Origin of the sequence: Pseudomonas sp. JV449 (assembly GCF_032424295.1) — a bacterium.
Taxonomy (GTDB): domain Bacteria; phylum Pseudomonadota; class Gammaproteobacteria; order Pseudomonadales; family Pseudomonadaceae; genus Aquipseudomonas; species Aquipseudomonas marginalis.
In genome coordinates this window covers 79,505-98,443 of the sequence record NZ_VYKD01000007.1, presented here as the reverse complement: position 1 = coordinate 98,443, position 18,939 = coordinate 79,505, and the positions used below count along the sequence as shown (strand labels likewise).

The 18,939-nt window shown below is 61.7% G+C and carries 18 protein-coding genes and 1 pseudogene; 13 read left to right on the top strand and 6 right to left on the bottom strand.

Annotated elements, in window-relative coordinates; all coding sequences use genetic code 11:
* Positions 1-177: 177 nt before the first annotated feature.
* On the bottom strand, positions 178-1,029 hold the full coding sequence (locus F6S08_RS09990) for a glycine betaine ABC transporter substrate-binding protein (protein WP_027607053.1): 852 nt from the start codon (positions 1,027-1,029) through the stop codon (positions 178-180).
* A gap of 332 nt (positions 1,030-1,361) precedes the next feature.
* Here F6S08_RS09990 and F6S08_RS09985 point away from each other — a divergent pair, with 332 nt between their 5' ends.
* Positions 1,362-2,915 (top strand): glycosyl hydrolase family 17 protein, encoded by a 1,554-nt coding sequence (locus F6S08_RS09985; protein ID WP_315871344.1) that lies wholly within the window; start codon positions 1,362-1,364, stop codon positions 2,913-2,915.
* 35 nt (positions 2,916-2,950) lie between these two features.
* On the opposite strand, the gene F6S08_RS09980 is transcribed toward F6S08_RS09985, so the two are convergent.
* Positions 2,951-3,319: a hypothetical protein gene (locus F6S08_RS09980; RefSeq protein ID WP_065924484.1), complete on the bottom strand. Its 369-nt coding sequence runs from the start codon at positions 3,317-3,319 to the stop codon at positions 2,951-2,953.
* A 236-nt stretch (positions 3,320-3,555) separates the two neighbouring features.
* On the opposite strand from F6S08_RS09980, the gene F6S08_RS09975 reads away from it, so the two are divergent.
* A complete protein-coding gene (locus F6S08_RS09975) occupies positions 3,556-4,854 on the top strand; it encodes a serine/threonine protein kinase (RefSeq protein WP_027607050.1) in 1,299 nt (432 codons plus the stop codon).
* Complete coding sequence (locus F6S08_RS09970) at positions 4,847-5,635, top strand: VacJ family lipoprotein (RefSeq protein WP_027607049.1); 789 nt, start codon at positions 4,847-4,849, stop codon at positions 5,633-5,635. The genes F6S08_RS09975 and F6S08_RS09970 overlap by 8 nt, the downstream gene beginning before the upstream one ends.
* A gap of 55 nt (positions 5,636-5,690) precedes the next feature.
* Here F6S08_RS09970 and F6S08_RS09965 read toward each other — a convergent pair whose 3' ends face one another.
* Positions 5,691-6,605, bottom strand: coding sequence for a DUF808 domain-containing protein (locus F6S08_RS09965; RefSeq protein ID WP_065924482.1), 915 nt, complete (start codon positions 6,603-6,605; stop codon positions 5,691-5,693).
* 291 nt (positions 6,606-6,896) lie between these two features.
* Here F6S08_RS09965 and F6S08_RS09960 point away from each other — a divergent pair, with 291 nt between their 5' ends.
* Positions 6,897-7,502, top strand: coding sequence for a TetR/AcrR family transcriptional regulator (locus F6S08_RS09960; RefSeq protein ID WP_065924481.1), 606 nt, complete (start codon positions 6,897-6,899; stop codon positions 7,500-7,502).
* Between the two features lie 213 nt (positions 7,503-7,715).
* On the opposite strand, the gene F6S08_RS09955 is transcribed toward F6S08_RS09960, so the two are convergent.
* Entirely contained in the window at positions 7,716-8,156 is a 441-nt protein-coding gene (locus F6S08_RS09955; protein ID WP_065924480.1) for a GlcG/HbpS family heme-binding protein, read from the bottom strand.
* Between the two features lie 256 nt (positions 8,157-8,412).
* On the opposite strand from F6S08_RS09955, the gene gcl reads away from it, so the two are divergent.
* From gcl to F6S08_RS09915, 8 genes and pseudogenes are all read left to right on the top strand, one after another.
* Positions 8,413-10,188, top strand: coding sequence for a glyoxylate carboligase (gene gcl / locus F6S08_RS09950; RefSeq protein ID WP_065924479.1), 1,776 nt, complete (start codon positions 8,413-8,415; stop codon positions 10,186-10,188).
* A gap of 10 nt (positions 10,189-10,198) precedes the next feature.
* Entirely contained in the window at positions 10,199-10,981 is a 783-nt protein-coding gene (hyi, locus tag F6S08_RS09945; protein WP_315871343.1) for a hydroxypyruvate isomerase, read from the top strand.
* 170 nt (positions 10,982-11,151) lie between these two features.
* A complete protein-coding gene (locus F6S08_RS09940; protein ID WP_074844696.1) occupies positions 11,152-12,042 on the top strand; it encodes a 2-hydroxy-3-oxopropionate reductase in 891 nt (296 codons plus the stop codon).
* Between the two features lie 55 nt (positions 12,043-12,097).
* Positions 12,098-13,378 (top strand): glycerate kinase, encoded by a 1,281-nt coding sequence (locus F6S08_RS09935; RefSeq protein WP_315871342.1) that lies wholly within the window; start codon positions 12,098-12,100, stop codon positions 13,376-13,378.
* Positions 13,368-13,538: pseudogene (locus tag F6S08_RS09930) on the top strand (pyruvate kinase); the annotation flags it as partial. The gene F6S08_RS09935 and the pseudogene F6S08_RS09930, both read left to right, overlap by 11 nt.
* Positions 13,539-13,692: 154 nt before the next feature.
* On the top strand, positions 13,693-14,568 hold the full coding sequence (locus tag F6S08_RS09925; RefSeq protein ID WP_065924474.1) for an urea transporter: 876 nt from the start codon (positions 13,693-13,695) through the stop codon (positions 14,566-14,568).
* 31 nt (positions 14,569-14,599) lie between these two features.
* Positions 14,600-15,424, top strand: coding sequence for an ion transporter (locus tag F6S08_RS09920; RefSeq protein WP_065924473.1), 825 nt, complete (start codon positions 14,600-14,602; stop codon positions 15,422-15,424).
* A gap of 96 nt (positions 15,425-15,520) precedes the next feature.
* The gene (locus F6S08_RS09915; RefSeq protein WP_065924472.1) at positions 15,521-16,525 is read left to right on the top strand and encodes a sulfate ABC transporter substrate-binding protein; all 1,005 of its coding nucleotides are present in this window, start codon (positions 15,521-15,523) and stop codon (positions 16,523-16,525) included.
* A gap of 55 nt (positions 16,526-16,580) precedes the next feature.
* Here the strand turns inward: F6S08_RS09915 and F6S08_RS09910 are convergent, their stop codons facing one another.
* Complete coding sequence (locus F6S08_RS09910; RefSeq protein ID WP_315871341.1) at positions 16,581-17,195, bottom strand: DUF5666 domain-containing protein; 615 nt, start codon at positions 17,193-17,195, stop codon at positions 16,581-16,583.
* Positions 17,196-17,336: 141 nt separating this feature from the next.
* Between F6S08_RS09910 and F6S08_RS09905 the strand changes: the two genes are divergently transcribed.
* A complete protein-coding gene (locus tag F6S08_RS09905; RefSeq protein ID WP_315871340.1) occupies positions 17,337-18,533 on the top strand; it encodes an MFS transporter in 1,197 nt (398 codons plus the stop codon).
* Here F6S08_RS09905 and F6S08_RS09900 read toward each other — a convergent pair.
* Positions 18,530-18,934, bottom strand: a complete 405-nt coding sequence (locus tag F6S08_RS09900) for a type II toxin-antitoxin system HicB family antitoxin (RefSeq protein WP_065924469.1) — start codon at positions 18,932-18,934, stop codon at positions 18,530-18,532. The genes F6S08_RS09905 and F6S08_RS09900 overlap by 4 nt on opposite strands.
* Positions 18,935-18,939 lie beyond the last annotated feature (5 nt).

Sequence of the window (18,939 nt, the reverse complement as noted above, 5' to 3'; positions counted from 1 at the left end):
TATTAGACGGAGTGTAGCGAGGGATTGAGAGGGCGCAGAAACATTTGCGGGTGACGAAAATAATGTGGGAGGGGGCTTGCTCTCGATAGCGGTGAACCAGTCAGATCATTGACGACTGACACACCGCAATCGCGAGCAAGCCCCCTCCCACAGGGGTTGTATCAAGGCATTGGGGGGTTATTTACCGGTCCACTCGGCTACGCGCTCAGGGTGCTTGGCCACCCAGTCCTTGGCCGCTGCATCAGGCTTGGCGCCTTCCTGGATAGCGAGCATGACTTCGCCGATCTCATCCTTGGAGGCCCACTGGAATTTCTTCAGGAACGCCGCGACTTCCGGCGCTTTCTTCTCCAGGCCCTTGCTGCCGATGCTGTTGACGGTTTCAGCAGCACCATAAATCCCTTTTGGATCATCCAGGAAACGCAGTTTCCACTTGGCGAACATCCAGTGTGGCACCCAGCCGGTGACCGCAATGGATTCCTGTTTGTCTTCGGCACGGGTCAGCTCGGCGATCATCGCCGCACCCGAACTGGCTTGCAGTTTGTAGTCGAGGCCGTACTGCTTGATGGCTTCGTCGGTCTTGAGCATCACGCCTGAACCGGCGTCGATGCCGACGATCTTGTTCTTGAAGGTGGTGTCGGTCTTGAGGTCTTCGATGGACTTGGCCTTGACGTACTCCGGCACGATCAAGCCGATCTTCGCATCCTTGAAGTTGGGGCCGTAGTCGACCACCTTGTCCTTGTTCTTGGTCCAATACTCGCCATGGGTTACCGGCAGCCAGGCGGAGAGCATGGCATCGAGCTTGCCGGTGGCCACGCCCTGCCACATGATCCCGGTGGCGACCGCTTGCAGTTTGACGTCATAACCGAGCTTTTCCCTGATCACCTCTGCCGCCACATGCGTGGTGGCAACGCTGTCGGACCAACCATCTACATAACCGATGCTCAGGGTTTTGCTGTCGGCGCTGGCCAGTGTGGAGCTCATCGCAACTACCAGAGTGGCAGCTGCGCCCAAGAGTCGTCGCATCTTCATCGTACTTCCCCGAAAGTGCTGCGCCCGACGGATGTCGAGCGACGTCAACCTGTTGTTATGTGGTGCGCCGCGCCCCCTTCACGCGCATCGATCCGGCTGCTGCGACATCAGTGGAGTGCTGACACGTCGATCATCAACCTGCCACAGCCTTCGACCTGCTCTGTCAGCGACCTCATGCAAGCAAGAAACGACATCACATCGCCAGTAGGACTTTTTGTAGGACTTAACCCCACGATCCCGCCTGAACTTTGCATGTCAAAATTATGCAGCCCCACTGGGATAGCGCAAATCCGGGTAAGATGCGCGCCTTTGCTCCCCCAGATAAGCCGACCATGCCCGCCACTGCCCGCTTCCCTGCCCTGCCCTATTGCTTCGCTTTGATCCTCGGCCTGCTGGCCCTTGTCGGCTACTGGTATGGCCTCGGCCGGCCGGTGGTGCTGCCAGATGTGGCCAGTGCCAGTCACAAGCTGCAATGCGCGTCGTACACACCGTTCGACAAGGACCAATCGCCCTTCGACCAACCGTTCACACTGCGCCCCGCGCGCATGGACGCCGACCTGGCCCTGCTGGCCACCCGCTTCGAATGCATCCGCACCTACTCCATGACCGGCCTGGAAGCCTTGCCGGACTTGGCGCGCAAGCATGGGTTAAAGGTGATGGCGGGCGCCTGGGTCAGCAGCGACCCGGTCGCGACCGAAAAAGAAGTCGACCAACTGATCGCCTCGGCTAACGCCAACCCCGATGTGGTCACCTCGGTGATCGTCGGCAACGAAGCGCTGCTGCGCAAGGAAGTCACCGCCAAACAGCTGGTGACGCTGATCCATAAAGTCAAAAGCCAGATCAAGCAGCCGGTCACCTACGCCGACGTCTGGGAGTTTTGGCTGCAGCACCCGGAAATCGCTCCGGCGGTGGACTTCCTGACCATCCACCTGCTGCCCTACTGGGAAGATGACCCCTCCGGCATCGACCAGGCCCTCAAGCATGTGGGCGATGTACGCCAGACCTTTGGCAACAAATTCGCGCCCAAGGACATATTGATCGGCGAGACCGGCTGGCCCAGCGAAGGTCGCCAGCGCGAAACCGCAGTGCCAAGCCGGGTCAATGAAGCCAGGTTCATGCGCGGTTTCGTGGCCATGGCCGAAGCCAATGGCTGGCACTACAACCTGATCGAAGCGTTTGACCAGCCGTGGAAGCGCGCCAGTGAAGGTGCCGTGGGCGGCTACTGGGGCCTGTTCGATGCCGACCGCCAGGACAAGGGCGTCCTCGCCGGACCGGTGACCAACGTGCCGTACTGGCCGCTGTGGCTCGGGGTGGGCGGGATTATCCTGCTGGGCACGCTGGTGCTCGGTGGCCGCGTTCGCAGCACTCGTGCCGCGATGGCCCTGCCGCTGCTGGGTGCAGTGGCGGCCTGTTCCATCGGCACCTGGGCTGAACTGACCCGCGTGACTGCGCGCTTCAACGATGAATGGGCATGGGCCGGTTTGCTCGTGGCGCTGAACGTGCTGGTGCTGGCCCACGCTGCACTGGCCTTGAGTGCCCGTGAAGGCTGGCGCGAACGCCTGTTCAACTGGCTGGAACACCGTGCCGGCTGGCTGGTGGCAATCGCCGGGTTCGCGGGCGCCGTGATGATGCTGGCACTGGTGTTTGACCCACGCTACCGCAGCTTCCCGAGTGCGGCGCTGCTGCTGCCGGCGTTGGTGTACCTGGTTCGTCCGGTGACCGGGCCACGCCGGGAGATTGCCTTGCTGACCTTTATCATCGGGGCCGGCATCGCGCCACAGCTTTACCGTGAAGGTCTGCTGAACCAGCAGGCATGGGGTTGGGCATTGGTAAGCGGGTTGATGGTTGCGGCTTTGTGGCGGTGCTTGCGGATGCGCAAGGCTTAAAAGCGCCATCGGGGGCAAGCCCCCGATTGGCCTTATCAGGCGCGCCGCGACTGCCTGACCAACCGCAACCCCGCAATCACCACCGCAAACACCGCAAACGAGGTGTTGTACAACGCCAGGGCCGGCAGCCCGAACACCAGCCCCAGTACCGCCAAGCCCCATCCCGCACGGCCCGGCACGAAAAACGCCAGCACCGAGGTCACCAGCGCGGCCCAGCCCAGCACTTTGAAGTGAATCATCAAACCCAGGTTCGAACGTACCTGGCATTCCCAGCGGCTGGCCTCGTCGGCACAGATGCCGACCCACTGGCCATCTTCCATAAAGCCGTAACGCGCGCCATAACTGGCAGCCAGCCATAACGGCAGGGCAATAAGCAGCAAAATCAACGGCAAGCGGCGGGACATGGAGCACTCCGATAGGCAAAAACGGCGCTCAGCTTAATGCGCCGGCGGCCGTTAGCAAGGTGCGTACACACAATTAGTGTTCACTAATGCATGGCAAAGTGTATCGTCTCGCTACTATTACCCCGATTCCGACGTTATTTTCCGACTTTTCGTGCCGAGAGCTGGCACTTCGGTGGCAACGCGGTGGTCATAGCCTGCGAACTTCATTAAGCACGTTTCCTCTTAGGGATTAAGTCATGCTCCGTTCCTTGCGCTGTGCTGCCTTACTGGGCAGCCTTTTTTTGAGTGCGTCAGCACTGGCCGTCGATATCGACCAAGCCAGCTATGGCTACCCTTTGACCAATCCGTTCGAAGCGACCATCGCCACCACACCGCCTGACCTTCGGCCTACATTGCCGACCGATGACGAGATCAACCAGTCCGACTACACCCTGAATATGCGCCCCGAGCGCGAGTTCAGCCTGCCGGACAACTTCTGGGCAGTGAAGAAACTCACTTACCGCATCGCCAAGCAGGATCGCGCCGCGCCGCTGATCTTCCTGATCGCAGGCACCGGTGCGCGGTTTGACAGCAGCATCAACGAATACCTGAAAAAACTGTATTACCAGGCCGGCTACCACGTGGTGCAACTGTCGTCGCCCACCAGCTTCGACTTCATCGCCTCTGCGTCGCGCTTCGCCACCCCCGGCATCAGCCAGGAAGATGCCGAAGACATGTACCGCGTGATGCAAGCCGTGCGCGCCCAGAACGCTTCGCTGCCGGTGACCGACTTCTACCTCACCGGCTACAGCCTCGGTGCGCTGGATGCGGCGTTTGTCAGCAAGCTCGACGAGACCCGCCGCAGCTTCAACTTCAAGAAAGTGCTGCTGCTCAACCCGCCGGTCAACCTCTACACCTCGATCACCAACCTCGACAAGCTGGTACAGACCGAGGTCAAGGGCATCAACAACACCACCACCTTCTATGAACTGGTGTTGAACAAGCTGACCCGTTACTTCCAGCAAAAGGGCTACATCGACCTCAACGACGCCCTGCTCTACGACTTCCAGCAATCCAAGCAGCACCTGACCAACGAACAGATGGCCATGCTGATCGGCACCTCGTTCCGCTTCTCGGCGGCCGACATCGCCTTTACTTCGGACCTGATCAACCGCCGTGGCCTGATCATCCCGCCGAAGTACCCGATCAGCGAAGGCACCAGCCTCACGCCGTTTCTCAAGCGTGCACTGCAATGCGACTTCGATTGCTACCTCACCGAACAGGTAATCCCGATGTGGCGCGCCCGCTCCGACGGCGGCAGCCTGTTGCAACTGGTTGACCAGGTCAGCCTGTACGCCCTCAAGGACTACCTGCACGCCAGCCCGAAAATCGCCGTCATGCACAACGCCGACGACGTGATCCTCGGCCCGGGCGACCTCGGCTTCCTGCGCAAGACCTTCGGCGATCGCTTGACCGTCTACCCCTTGGGCGGCCACTGCGGCAACCTCAATTACCGCGTCAACGCCGACGCCATGCTGGAGTTCTTCCGTGGCTAAATATCTTCTGCTGCTCGCCGCCCTGATGTGCGCAGGCGTTGCCAATGCCGACAACAGCAAGGCTCACGCGCCTGTGGTGATGGACTCCGACGGTTTCAAGGAGCCGTTGAGCAAACTCAAGTTCAACCCGGGCCTGGACCAACGCGAATTCGAACGCTCGTCCGTCAACGCCCTCAACGTGTATGACCCGCTCGAATCGTGGAACCGCCGCGTGTACCACTTCAACTACCGCTTTGACCAATGGGTGTTCCTGCCGGTGGTCGACGGTTACCGCTACGTCACGCCAAGCTTCCTGCGCACCGGCGTGAGCAACTTCTTCAACAACCTGGGCGACGTGCCCAACCTGTTGAACAGCCTGCTGCAACTCAAAGGCCACCGCTCCCTGGAAACCACCGGGCGCCTGCTGCTCAACACCACCGTCGGCATCGCCGGCCTGTGGGACCCGGCGACCGCCATGGGCCTGCCGCGCCAGAGCGAAGACTTCGGCCAGACCCTGGGCTTCTACGGCGTGCCCGGCGGTGCCTACCTGGTACTGCCGATCTTCGGTCCGTCGAACCTGCGCGACACCGGCGGCTTGCTGGTGGACTACACCGCCGAGTCCCAGATCAACTTCCTCAACGTCTCCGAAGTCAGCTCCAACCACCCGGAAATCTGGGCCCTGCGTGCGGTGGACAAGCGCTACCAGACCAGCTTCCGCTACGGTCAGATGAACTCGCCGTTCGAGTATGAGAAGGTGCGGTATATCTATACGGAATCACGCAAGTTGCAGATTGCCGAGTAAATAACGCCCGTAAAAAAGGCCATTCGATTGAATGGCCTTTTTTTGTGGCGGCGATTTATGCCCTGAGCGCTTTCCAGCTCTTGCCCACCACGCTGACCACTGCCAATACCACCGCCCCGGCAATAATCCCCGCCACCGCATTCAGTAACGTCGGCATCAACCACGCCAATGCACCTGTGCTCTGGCTCACACCCTCGATCCAGTGATGCACCACCGGCACGCCATGGGTAAGGATGCCACCGCCGACCATGAACATCGCCGCCGTGCCGATCACCGACAGGCTCTTCATCATGTACGGCGCCGCGCGCAGGATGCCGCCACCGATACTGCGAGCCATCTGGCCAGGCTTCTGGGTAAGCCACAGGCCCAGGTCATCCAGCTTGACGATACCGGCCACCAGCCCGTAGACGCCGATGGTCATGACGATGGCGATGCCCGACAGGACAATCACTTGCTGCATCAACGGCGCATCGGCCACGGTGCCGAGGGTGATGGCGATGATTTCCGCAGAGAGGATGAAGTCGGTACGAATAGCGCCTTTGATCTTGTCCTTTTCAAAGGCCACCAGATCAGTAGCCGGGTTAGCCACCGCTTCAACCAACTGCGCATGGTCGGCCTGGACTTCAGCCTTGCTGTGCAGGAATTTATGCGCGAGCTTCTCGAAGCCTTCGAAACACAGGTAGGCGCCGCCGAGCATCAACAACGGTGTGACGGCCCAAGGGGCAAAGGCGCTGATCAACAGCGCAGTGGGCACCAGGATCAACTTGTTGATGAAGGACCCCTTGGCAACGGCCCATACCACCGGGATTTCCCGCTCGGCACGCACGCCGGAAACCTGCTGGGCGTTGAGCGCCAGGTCATCGCCGAGCACTCCGGCGGTTTTTTTTGCCGCTACTTTTGTCATCAGGGCAACGTCATCGAGTACTGCGGCGATGTCGTCGATCAACACCAACAAGCTGCTTCCTGCCATGAATCGGGCTTCCTTAAGAGAGGGATGGGCGGAGCATAACGCGGCGCAGGGCTTTGCGGGCACATTGTTGAGGCCCGCGGATAGCCGGTGCTACCATGCGCAACCGCCTGTCCTGGCAAGGAAACTCCCCGTGCTCAGTTTCATAGATACGTTTCTCTTTTGGCGAGTGGCTGTTGTCGTCAGGCAAGGAGCCGCGACGACTCATCGCTCGCTATGGGGAGGAGCGGCGACGCAGAATGGCGGCAACAGACGCCGTCAAAAAGAAACAGTATCTGTGAGACTGAGCACTTTATGAGCACCATTCGCGAGCGCAACAAAGAAAAGATCCTGCGGGCGGCGAGCGAGGAGTTTGCCGACAAGGGCTTCGCCGCGACCAAAACCAGCGACATCGCCGCCAAGGCCGGGCTGCCCAAGCCCAACGTCTATTACTACTTCAAGTCCAAGGACAACCTCTACCGCGAGGTGCTCGAAAGCATTATCGAGCCGATCCTGGCGGCGTCCACGCCGTTCAACCCCGAGGGCGAGCCTTCAGCGGTGCTGAGCAACTACATCCGCTCGAAAATCCGCATCTCCCGCGACCTGCCCTTCGCCTCCAAGGTGTTCGCCAGCGAAATCATGCATGGCGCACCGCACCTGAGTGCCGAGCAGGTCCAACAACTCAACGCCCAGGCCAAGCACAATATCGACTGCATCCAGAGCTGGGTGGATCGCGGGTTGATTGCAGCTATCGACCCTCATCACCTGATGTTCAGCATCTGGGCGGCGACGCAGACCTATGCGGATTTCGACTGGCAGATTTCCGCGGTGACCGGCAAAGCCAAGCTGGATGAGGCCGATTATGAAGCGGCGGCGCAGACGATTATCCGGTTGGTGCTCAAGGGCTGTGAACCCGACTGACACACTGAGGTGCCCCCGATGAGCATAAGTATCTACACAACTTCAGTAGGATAACGCGTAGCAGCTGTCGAGCCTTGGCGAGGCTGCGTTTGCGGCGCGTCTGACACACCGCCGACGCAGCCTCGCCAAGGCTCGACAGCTGCTACGCAGGGGGCTCGGCTCAAGATGTGTAGATACCTATGCCCCGATGAGGCCCTGATAGTCACTCAATGCTCAAGCTGACACCCCCGCATCCGCCCTCAACCCCAGCCCCTCGATCGCCGTGATCGCACACTGCTCATCAATATCCGACGTGTCCCCGCTGATCCCGATCGCCCCCAGTACCGCCCCCGCCTGATCCCGAATCAACACCCCACCCGGCGCCGGCACCACGCTGCCCTGCCCCAGGCTGTTCAACGCTGCGATAAACGCCGGCCGTTGCTGTGCGTCCAGCGCCAGCAAGCGCGAGCCCTTGCCCAGCGCAATCGCACCCCAGGCCTTGCCGATGGCAATCTGCGGGCGCAGCAGGCTGGCGCCGTCTTCGCGCTGCAGAGTGATCAAGTGGCCGCCGCAGTCGAGGACCGCAACGGTCAGCGGTGCGGCTGAGATCGTGCGCCCTGCGCTGAGGGCCTGGCCGGCCAGTTGGGTGGCAATCTTCAAGGTTAAAGCGCTCATGGTGCCGTCCTTCTTTTGTTATTGGGAAAGCGGTGGAAGTCTGTTCGATCAGATGCTCGACCAAACAAATAGAACACAATGACATTTATTTTTGTATACAATATTTTCAAACAAAGACTCCATACGTCGAAAAAAGCCGTTCCGACGAACGCAAAGACCAATCAATAAAATGGATTGACCTGCGCAGCCCGCCGTGAATACACTTTGGACAGACACCACTTGTATACAATTACAAAACGCAAGAGGCACCAAAATCATGAGCAAAATGAGAGCAATCGAAGCCGCCGTCCTCGTCATGCGCCGTGAAGGCGTGGACACCGCCTTCGGTATCCCAGGCGCTGCGATCAACCCGCTGTACTCAGCCTTGCAGAAGGTGGGTGGCATCGATCACGTCCTTGCTCGCCACGTTGAAGGCGCCTCGCACATGGCCGAGGGTTACACCCGCACCAAGGCCGGCAATATCGGCGTGTGCATCGGCACCTCGGGCCCGGCGGGCACCGACATGGTCACCGGCCTCTACAGCGCCTCGGCCGACTCGATCCCGATCCTGTGCATCACCGGCCAGGCGCCACGGGCCCGCATGCACAAGGAAGACTTCCAGGCCGTGGACATCACCAGCATCGTCAAGCCGGTGACCAAGTGGGCGACCACCGTCCTCGAGCCGGGCCAAGTGCCGTACGCGTTCCAGAAAGCTTTCTATGAAATGCGCTCCGGCCGCCCTGGCCCGGTGCTGATCGACCTGCCGTTCGATGTGCAGATGGCCGAGATCGAATTCGACATCGACGCCTACCAGCCGCTGCCACTGGCCAAGCCACTGGCCACGCGCATCCAGGTCGAAAAGGCCCTGGCCCTGCTGGATCAGGCGGAACGCCCGTTGCTGGTGAGCGGCGGTGGCGTGATCAACGCCGATGCCAGCGAGCTGCTGGTGGAGTTCGCCGAACTGACCGGCATCCCGGTGATCCCGACGCTGATGGGCTGGGGCACCATTCCCGACGATCACCCCCAGATGGTCGGCATGGTCGGCCTGCAGACGTCGCACCGCTACGGCAACGCAACGCTGCTCAAGTCCGACGTGGTGCTGGGGATCGGTAACCGTTGGGCCAACCGCCACACCGGTTCAGTGGAGGTATACACCGAAGGGCGTAAATTCATTCACGTCGACATCGAGCCAACCCAGATTGGTCGCGTATTCACCCCGGACCTGGGCATCGTGTCCGACGCCGGCTCCGCGCTGACGATGTTCATTGAAGTGGCCCGCGAGTGGAAAGCCGCCGGCAAGCTCAAGGACCGCAGTGCCTGGCTGCATGACTGCCAGCAGCGCAAGGCGACCCTGCAGCGCAAGACCCACTTCGACAACGTGCCGGTCAAGCCGCAACGGGTGTACGAAGAGATGAACCAGGTGTTCGGCAAAGACACCTGCTACGTCAGCACCATCGGCCTGTCGCAGATTGCCGGCGCGCAGTTCCTGCATGTGTACAAGCCCCGCCACTGGATCAACTGCGGCCAGGCCGGCCCGTTGGGCTGGACCATTCCGGCGGCGCTGGGCGTGGTCAAGGCCGACCCGAGCCGCAAGGTGGTGGCGCTGTCCGGCGACTATGACTTCCAGTTCATGATCGAAGAGCTGGCGGTGGGCGCACAGTTCAAGCTGCCGTACATCCATGTAGTGGTGAACAACTCCTACCTGGGGCTGATCCGCCAGGCCCAGCGCGGGTTTGAAATGGACTACTGCGTGCAGTTGTCTTTCGACAACCTCAACGCTCCCGAGCTGAACGGCTATGGCGTCGACCACGTCGCAGTTGCCGAAGGCCTGGGTTGCAAGGCCCTGCGCGTGTTCGAACCGGGACAGATCGCGCCGGCGTTGCGCAAGGCCGAACAAATGATCGAGGAGTTCAAGGTACCGGTGATCGTCGAGATCATTCTGGAGCGCGTGACCAATATTTCCATGGGCACCGAAATCAACGCCGTCAACGAATTCGAAGACCTGGCCCTGGTCGGCAACGATGCACCGACTGCCATTTCCCTGCTCGATTAAGGAGAACCCTATGCCGCGCTTTGCCGCCAACCTGTCCATGCTGTTTACCGAGCAGGACTTTCTCGCTCGCTTCAAAGCCGCTGCCGATGCCGGTTTCCAGGGTGTCGAGTACCTGTTCCCCTACGAATTCAGCTCGGCTGACATCAAGGCCCAGCTCGACGCCCACGGCCTGACCCAGGTGCTGTTCAACCTGCCGGCCGGTGACTGGGCCAAGGGCGAACGCGGCCTGGCGTGCCACACGGACCGGGTCGAGGAATTCCGTGCTGGGGTCACGCTGGCCATCGCCTACGCCCAGGTGCTGGGCAATACCCAGATCAACTGCCTGGCGGGGATTCGGCCCCAGGGTGTGGATGATGAAACCGTGGAAAAGACCTTTGTCGCCAACCTCAAGTACGCCGCCGACAAGCTGCAGGCGGCGGGCATCAAGCTGGTGATGGAAGCGATCAACACCCGCGACATTCCGGGTTTCTACCTCAACAACACTGCACAGGCCCTGTCGATTCGCGAACAGGTGGGCAGTGACAACCTGTTCCTGCAGTACGACATCTACCACATGCAAATCATGGAAGGCGACCTGGCCCGGACCATGGCGGCGCACCTGGAGGAGATCAATCACATCCAGCTGGCGGACAACCCTGGGCGCAATGAGCCGGGAACCGGGGAGATCAACTACCGCTTCCTGTTCGAACATCTGGACCGCATCGGGTACGCGGGTTGGGTCGGCTGTGAATACAAGCCGCTGACCACCACCGAAGCGGGTTTGGGCTGGCTTAAAGCCCACAACACCATCTAACCGACACCACACAAAACCTTGTGGGAGGGGGCTTGCTGTGGTGAGGGGGGCTTTACCACTGACCCCATGGGGCTGCTACGCAGCCAGAGCGGGACAAGCCCGCTCACCACAACAAGCCCGCTCACCACAGCAAGCCCAGCGCCCACAGAGAATAAAAAGAGGACTTCATCATGGCTAAAATCGGATTTATCGGCACCGGCATCATGGGCCAGCCCATGGCCGCGAACCTGCAGAAAGCCGGTCATCAACTGTTTCTTTCCGAACACCACGGCAAGGCGCCGGCCGAGCTGATCAGCGCCGGCGCCGTGGCCCTGGCCACCCCGCAGCAAGTGGCCCAGGAAGCCGAGTTCATTATCGTAATGGTCCCCGACACGCCGCAGGTCGACGACGTGCTGTTCCGTGCCGACGGTGTGGCGGCGGGCCTGTCGCCGAACAAGGTGGTGATCGACATGAGTTCGATCTCTCCCACGGCCACCAAGGCGTTTGCGGCGAAGATCAACGAGCACGGCGCGCAGTACCTCGACGCCCCGGTGTCCGGCGGAGAAGTCGGCGCCAAGGCCGGGACCTTGAGCATCATGGTCGGTGGCGAACCACAGGCCTTCGAACGCGCCCTGCCGCTGTTCCAGAGCATGGGCAAGAACATCACCCTGGTGGGCGGCAATGGCGATGGCCAGACCGCCAAAGTGGCCAACCAGATCATCGTCGCGCTGAATATCCAGGCGGTGGCCGAAGCGCTGCTGTTCGCCTCCAGGAACGGCGCCGACCCGGCCAAGGTGCGTGAAGCGCTGATGGGCGGCTTTGCCTCGTCGAAGATCCTCGAAGTGCATGGCGAACGCATGATCAAGGGCACCTTCGATCCGGGTTTCCGCATCAACCTGCACCAGAAGGACCTGAACCTGGCCCTGGCCGGTGCCAGGGAACTGGGGATCAACCTGCCGAACACCGCCGGCACCCAGCAGGTGTTCAGCACCTGCGCGGCGCTTGGTGGCGGGAATTGGGACCACTCGGCGCTGATCAAGGGATTGGAGCATATGGCGAACTTCTCGATTCGCGATAAGTAACCCCCCTTTGAAAGGGCTGCACCTCTAATAACAAAAATCCCCCGGGAGCCCGCTTATGTCGGTCGATCCGCAACACCTGCTTCGCGAGCTGTTTGCCACAGCCATCGACGCCGCCCACCCCCGGCACGTCCTCGAACCCTGCCTGCCCGCCGACCGCAGCGGCCGCGTGATCGTGATCGGCGCCGGCAAGGCGGCCGCCGCCATGGCGCTGGTCGTCGAGAATTGCTGGCAAGGCGAAGTCTCAGGCCTGGTGGTCACCCGCTACGGCCACGGCGCCCCTTGCCAGAAAATCGAAGTGGTCGAAGCCGCCCACCCGGTGCCCGATGCCGCCGGCCTTGCGGTGGCCAAGCGCGTGCTGGAATTGATCAGCAACCTGGGCGAAGACGACCGGGTGATCTTCCTGCTCTCCGGCGGCGGCTCGGCACTCCTGGCACTGCCTGCCGAAGGCATCAGCCTGGCCGACAAGCAGGCCATCAACAAAGCCCTGCTCAAATCCGGCGCCACCATTGGCGAGATGAATTGCGTACGCAAGCACCTCTCGGCAATCAAGGGCGGTCGGCTGGCAAAGGCGGCCTGGCCGGCCACGGTCTACACCTACGCGATTTCCGATGTGCCGGGCGACCAGGCCACGGTCATCGCCTCCGGCCCCACGGTCGGCGACCCCAGCACCTCGCAACAGGCCCTGACGATCCTCAAGCGCTATGGCATCGACGCACCGGCCGCCGTGCGCAGCTGGTTGCAGAATCCAGCCTCGGAAACCGTCAAGCCCGGCGACCCGGTACTCGCCCGCAGCCACTTCCAACTGATCGCGCGCCCGCAACAATCCCTGGAAGCGGTGGCGGTGAAAGCGCGCCAGGCCGGTTTCAGCCCACTGATCCTCGGCGACCTGGAAGGCGAAGCGCGGGACGTGGCCAAAGTGCACGCCGGCATCGCGCGGCAAATCGTGCAGCACGGCCAGCCGCTGGCGGCGCCATGCGTGATCCTTTCCGGCGGTGAAACCACCGTCACCGTGCGCGGCAACGGCCGTGGCGGGCGCAACGCCGAATTCCTGTTGAGCCTTACCGACAGCCTCAAAGGCCTGCCGGGCGTGTACGCCCTGGCCGGCGACACCGACGGCATCGACGGCTCGGAAGACAACGCCGGCGCAATCATGACCCCGTGCAGCTATGCGCGCGCCGAAGCCCTGGGCCTGTCGGCCAGCGACGAGCTGGATAACAACAACGGTTATGGCTACTTCGCCGCCCTCGACGGCTTGATCGTTACCGAGCCGACCCGCACCAATGTCAATGACGTGCGCGCCATCCTGATCCTTGAGACTGCCCGCCATGACGCCTGACAAGAAGGTCAAGATCCTCGCCACCCTGGGCCCGGCCACCGACGGTATCGACGACATCCGCGAGCTGGTGCAAGCCGGGGTGAATATCTTTCGCCTCAACTTCAGCCACGGTGAGCATGCCGATCACGCCCGGCGTTACCACTGGATTCGCCAGGTGGATGAAGTGGTTCCACGGCGCTGGAGATTGCCCAGGCCCAGGGCATGGCGCAGCGCGGGCAGACGGGGTCGACCAACTCCTTGCGTATAGAGACGCTGATCTAGCGCCTGTAGAGGCCCCCCGATGGGCCCAACTCGGTCCCACTGACTCACTAAAAATGCACACCCCAACCTGCCCCGACTGGGCCGAAGCCCTGCTCAACGGCTTCAGCCAGATCTTCCTGCAACGCCATCCGTTGTGCGGCCTGCTGTGCCTGTTGGCGATCCTGATCGGCGCCCCGGCCTTGCTCGGCGGTGCGCTGCTGGGTGGGGTCGCCGGGTTGCTCACGGCCCAGCGTCGCGACTATCCCAAGGCCGAGCGCCAGGCTGGACTCTATAGCTACAACGGCGTGCTGCTTGGTTTGCTGATCAGCCAGCATTTCGCCTGGTCGGCCTTGTTGCCACCGCTGATCCTCGCGTGCGGCGGCTTGAGCGCGATCCTCACGCGGCAGTGGCTGAAACACGCCAGTCGGCCGCACGACCTGCCCGCCTACACCGCGCCCTTTGTCGGCCTGGGCTGGCTGCTGCTGGGCAGCGTCCCACACAGTGCCTTCGCCCTCGGCGAGCCCGATACCCTGGCGGTGCTCGGCGCGCCGTTCACCGGCCTCGCGCAAATCATGCTGCTGGACCAGCCGCTGGCGGGCGCGCTGATTGCCCTCGGCCTGTGGCTGGCGAACCGGCGTGCCGCGGTCTGGGCCGTGATCGGCGCCAGCAGCGGCGTAATGATCGCCTTGCTGCTGGACGACACCAGCGCCGCCCTCCTCGGCCTGCACAGCTACAACCCGGCTCTCGCGGCCCTGGCGCTGAGCCAGGCACGGCGCCAACCCTGGCTGCCGCTGCTCGGCATCCTGCTGGCGATCCTTCTCACACCGGGCTTTGCTGCCCTGCATCTGCCGGCACTCACCGCGCCGTTTGTCCTTGCCTGCTGGCTGGTACTCGCCGGCGCCCGAATACTCAGGAAACCCCGCATGGACAGCCCCTTCGAATCCCCCTAGGCTTGCTCGATATTCGATTCAGGCGGGCTTTATGGACAGCAACAACGACTGGCGTCAGCGGCTCTACGTCATGGTTTTTCAAAGCGACACCGTCGCCGGGCGGCGCTTTGACGGCATCCTGCTGTTGATCATCCTCGCCAGCCTGGTGATCGTGATGCTCGACAGCATCGACCAGGTCCACCAGAACTACGCCGATGTGCTGGCCTACATTGAATGGGGCTTCACCCTGATCTTCCTGATCGAGTACGGGTTGCGCCTGTACTGCTCGCCCAAGCCGTTGCGCTACGCCTTCAGCTTTTACGGGCTGGTGGATCTGCTCGCCATCGTGCCCGGCATCCTTGCGCTGTACTACAGCGACGCGCAGTACCTGCTGATCATCCGCATCATCCGGATGCTGCGGATTTTCCGCGTGCTCAAGCTCAGCCCGTACCTCAAGCAGGCCAACTACCTGATGGCGGCGCTGCGCGGCAGCAAGCAGAAGATCGTGGTGTTCCTGGTGAGCGTGTGCACCCTGGTCACGGTGTTCGGTACCTTGATGTATGTGATCGAAGGCCCGGAGCACGGCTTCACCAGTATCCCCAAGGGCATCTATTGGGCGATCGTGACGCTGACCACCGTGGGCTTTGGCGATATCGTGCCCAAGACGCCGTTGGGCCAGGTTATTTCGTCGCTGGTGATGATCACCGGTTACTCGATCATCGCCGTGCCCACGGGGATTTTTACTGCCGAGCTGGCCAGTGCCATGCGCGGTGAGCAACTGCAACACGACTGCCCGGTGTGCAGGAAAAACAGCCACGAGCCCAACGCGGCGTTCTGTTCGCGCTGCGGCAGCAATCTTTTTAAGAAAGTGGAATAAGCAAAGTTCTTTTTAATCTTTAAGCGACTAAGTGCCCCCGGCTATAGTCGCTGGCAATGTGCCTCCCCTCTTCTCCCGAACAACAAGGAATGAGCAGTGAAAAAACTCGTAAGCGCCTCTCTCCTGGCCGCCGGCCTTGCCCTGGCGGGCGCCGTCCAGGCCGCCCCGGTCACTCTGCTCAACGTCTCCTACGACGTGATGCGCGATTTCTACAAGGACTACAACGCCGCCTTCCAGAAGCACTGGGAGGCCGAGCACCCGAACGACAAGCTGACCCTGCAGATGTCCTTCGGCGGTTCCAGCAAACAAGCGCGCTCGGTGATCGACGGCCTGCCGGCTGACGTGATTACCATGAACATGGCCACCGACATCAACGCTCTGGTCGACAACGGCAAACTGGTGCCGGACGACTGGGTCACCCGCCTGCCGAACAACAGCGCGCCGTTTACCTCGGCCACCGTGTTCATCGTGCGCAAGGGCAACCCGAAAGCCCTGAAAGACTGGCCTGACCTGTTGAAAGAGGGCGTGCAGGTGATCGTGCCCAACCCGAAAACCTCGGGTAACGGCCGCTACACCTACCTGTCGGCCTGGGGTTATGTGCTCAAGAACGGCGGCGATGAAGACAAGGCCAAGGCCTTTGTCGGCAAGCTGTTCAAACAGGCGCCCGTGCTGGACACCGGTGGCCGCGCCGCCACCACCACGTTCATGACCAACCAGATCGGCGACGTGCTGGTGACCTTCGAGAACGAAGCGGAAATGATCGCGCGTGAATTCGGCCGTGACCAGTTCGAAGTGATCTACCCAAGCGTCTCCGCCGAAGCCGAGCCGCCGGTGTCGGTGGTGGATAAAGTGGTCGAGAAGAAAGGCACCCGCGTGGCGGCTGAAGACTACCTGAAGTACCTGTGGTCGCCGCAAGGCCAGGAAATCGCCGCCAACAACTACCTGCGCCCGCGTGACCCGAAGGTGCTGGCCAAGTACACCGACCGCTTCCCGAAAGTCGACTTCCTGTCGGTGGAGAAGACCTTTGGTGACTGGCGCACCGTGCAGAAAACCCACTTCAATGATGGTGGGGTTTTCGACCAGATCTACTCCGGTCAGTAACTGACAAATGTGGGAGGAGGCTCGCCCCTCCCACATTTAGATCTGGGTTTTGCAGCTACATCGGCGGTGTCACGCCATCCTTGCCGGCTGAGATGGCTTGGGCCGTGATTTTCCCATCCGCCCCCTGCGCGGCAAACAACACCACCTTCACCCCCGGCTTGAGCAAGCTGCGGTCCCCCGGTTCCAGGTTGACGATCGGCACATCCTCCGGCACCACGATCTTCTGTTCGCCGCCTTTGTATTTCACGATCAACGTCCGCCCTTTGCTGACCACCAGGTCGCCGACGGTGCCGTTGGTCATGCTGCTGCCTTCCTTCAGGTCAAACGCCCGATGCCCGTCCCCCGTGCCAGCCATGGCTGGCGGGAACACATGCACTTCCAGCGCCGTGAGAGTACCGTCGGCGTTGGGCATGGCGGCCGAGCCGATGTAGCTGCCGGGTTTTATTTCGTCGATCCTGGCCAGGGTAACGGCGCGCACCTGGGTATCCTTGGTCAGGTGCACGGTGACGTCTTCACCGCTGTTGACCTTGACCTGCATCGCATCCCCGTCCATCGCGGTGATTGCCCCGCGTACGCCTACGCGCGGGGCATCGGCGGCATTGGCCAGGCCCAGGGCCATTGCAGCAGCGAGGCTTGAAGCCAGGAGTATCTTGTTGAACGTGATTTTCATGGCGCTGGATTTCCTGTTTCAGCAGTTGTTTCTGAATGTATCATCACCCGGCATAAGTGATATCACCACAAACGGCCTACTCGCCGTTGAGCCTTGTCTTTACTCTCGCTCGCCATCTACCTTCGCTTTTATGAGAACACCATGAATGCTACCCCCCACGCTACGAGCACCATGACCCGCGCAATGGTGATGCTGTTTGCGTTTTGCTGCGGCGCCATCGTCGCCAACATCTACTACGCCCAGCCGATCATCGAACTGATCGCCCCCGACATCGGCCTCACCCCCGCGATGGCCAGCCTGATTGTGTCCCTGACGCAGATCGGCTACGCCCTCGGCCTGTTCTTCCTGGTGCCTTTGGGTGACCTGCTGGAAAACCGCAAGCTGATGATCATCACGACCCTGGTGGCGATTGCCAGCCTGCTGGGTGCGGCCTTTACCGAACAACCGAACCTGTTCCTGCTGGTGTCGTTGCTGATCGGCTTCAGTTCGGTATCGGTACAGATCCTGATCCCCCTGGCCGCACACCTGGCGCCTGCCGAGTCTCGGGGCCGGGTGGTCGGCAGCATCATGGGTGGCCTGCTGCTGGGCATCCTGCTGGCGCGGCCAGTGTCCAGCGTCGTGGCTGACCATTTTGGCTGGCGCGCGATGTTCATGGCCGCCGCCGCGTTAATGGCGTTTATCAGCGTGGTGCTGATGCTGACCATCCCCAAGCGCCAGCCTGACCACAGCGCCAGCTACGGCCAATTGCTACGTTCTTTGGGCACCCTGCTGCGTGAACAACCGCTGCTGCGCCAACGCGCGTTTTACCAAGGTTGCATGTTCGCCACGTTCAGCTTGTTCTGGACCGCCGCCCCGCTGGAGCTGGTGCGCAACCACGGCCTGAGCCAGACCCAGATCGCGCTCTTCGCCCTGGTCGGTGCCATCGGCGCCATTGCCGCCCCCATCGCCGGGCGCCTGGCCGATGCCGGCCACACCCACCGCGCGTCGCTGCTGGCCATGGTCTTTGCGGTGTTGAGCTTCCTGCCGGCCTTCGTGCACCCGCTGTACAGCGTCATCGGCCTGGCGGTGACCGGCGTGGTCCTGGACTTCTGCGTGCAGATGAACATGGTCCTCGGCCAACGCGCCATCTACGCCCTCGACGCCAACAGCCGCAGCCGTTTGAACGCGCTGTACATGACCAGCATCTTCATCGGCGGCGCCTTCGGCTCGGCGATTGCCAGCAGCGTGTACGAACACGCTGGCTGGCTGGGTGTGATGCTGGTGGGCAGTGCGTTCCCGCTGGTGGCGTTGTTGCGGTTCCTCAGTGCGTCGCGGCAAACGGCTGTCGCCACCGCCTAGGAACGCACCAACTTCTCCAAAGCCGCATCCGCCAGAAATGACGAGCGGCTTTTGACCTTGTGCTCGCGCACATACCGGTCGATTCGCTGGATGACATAGCCGGGCAAGGTCACATTGACCTTCTCGGTCTTGCCCAGATACGGCGAGATGTCCAGCTCCAGCATGCCCCAGCCCATCCCGGCGTAGTCTTCGTGGGTGTGATGATCGGCCACCGACGTTGGCATCGGAATCACCCCGCCCTCTGCGGCGATCTCCTGCAGCAGGATGTGCGCGACTTCCACAGCGGCGTTGTAGGCCTCTTCGAAACTGTCCCCGGCGGTGACTGCGCCTGGAATATCGGGGATCTGGATTCCGGTGGCGGTGAAGTCATCGCCCCATTCGATACAGATTGGGTATTGCATGAATG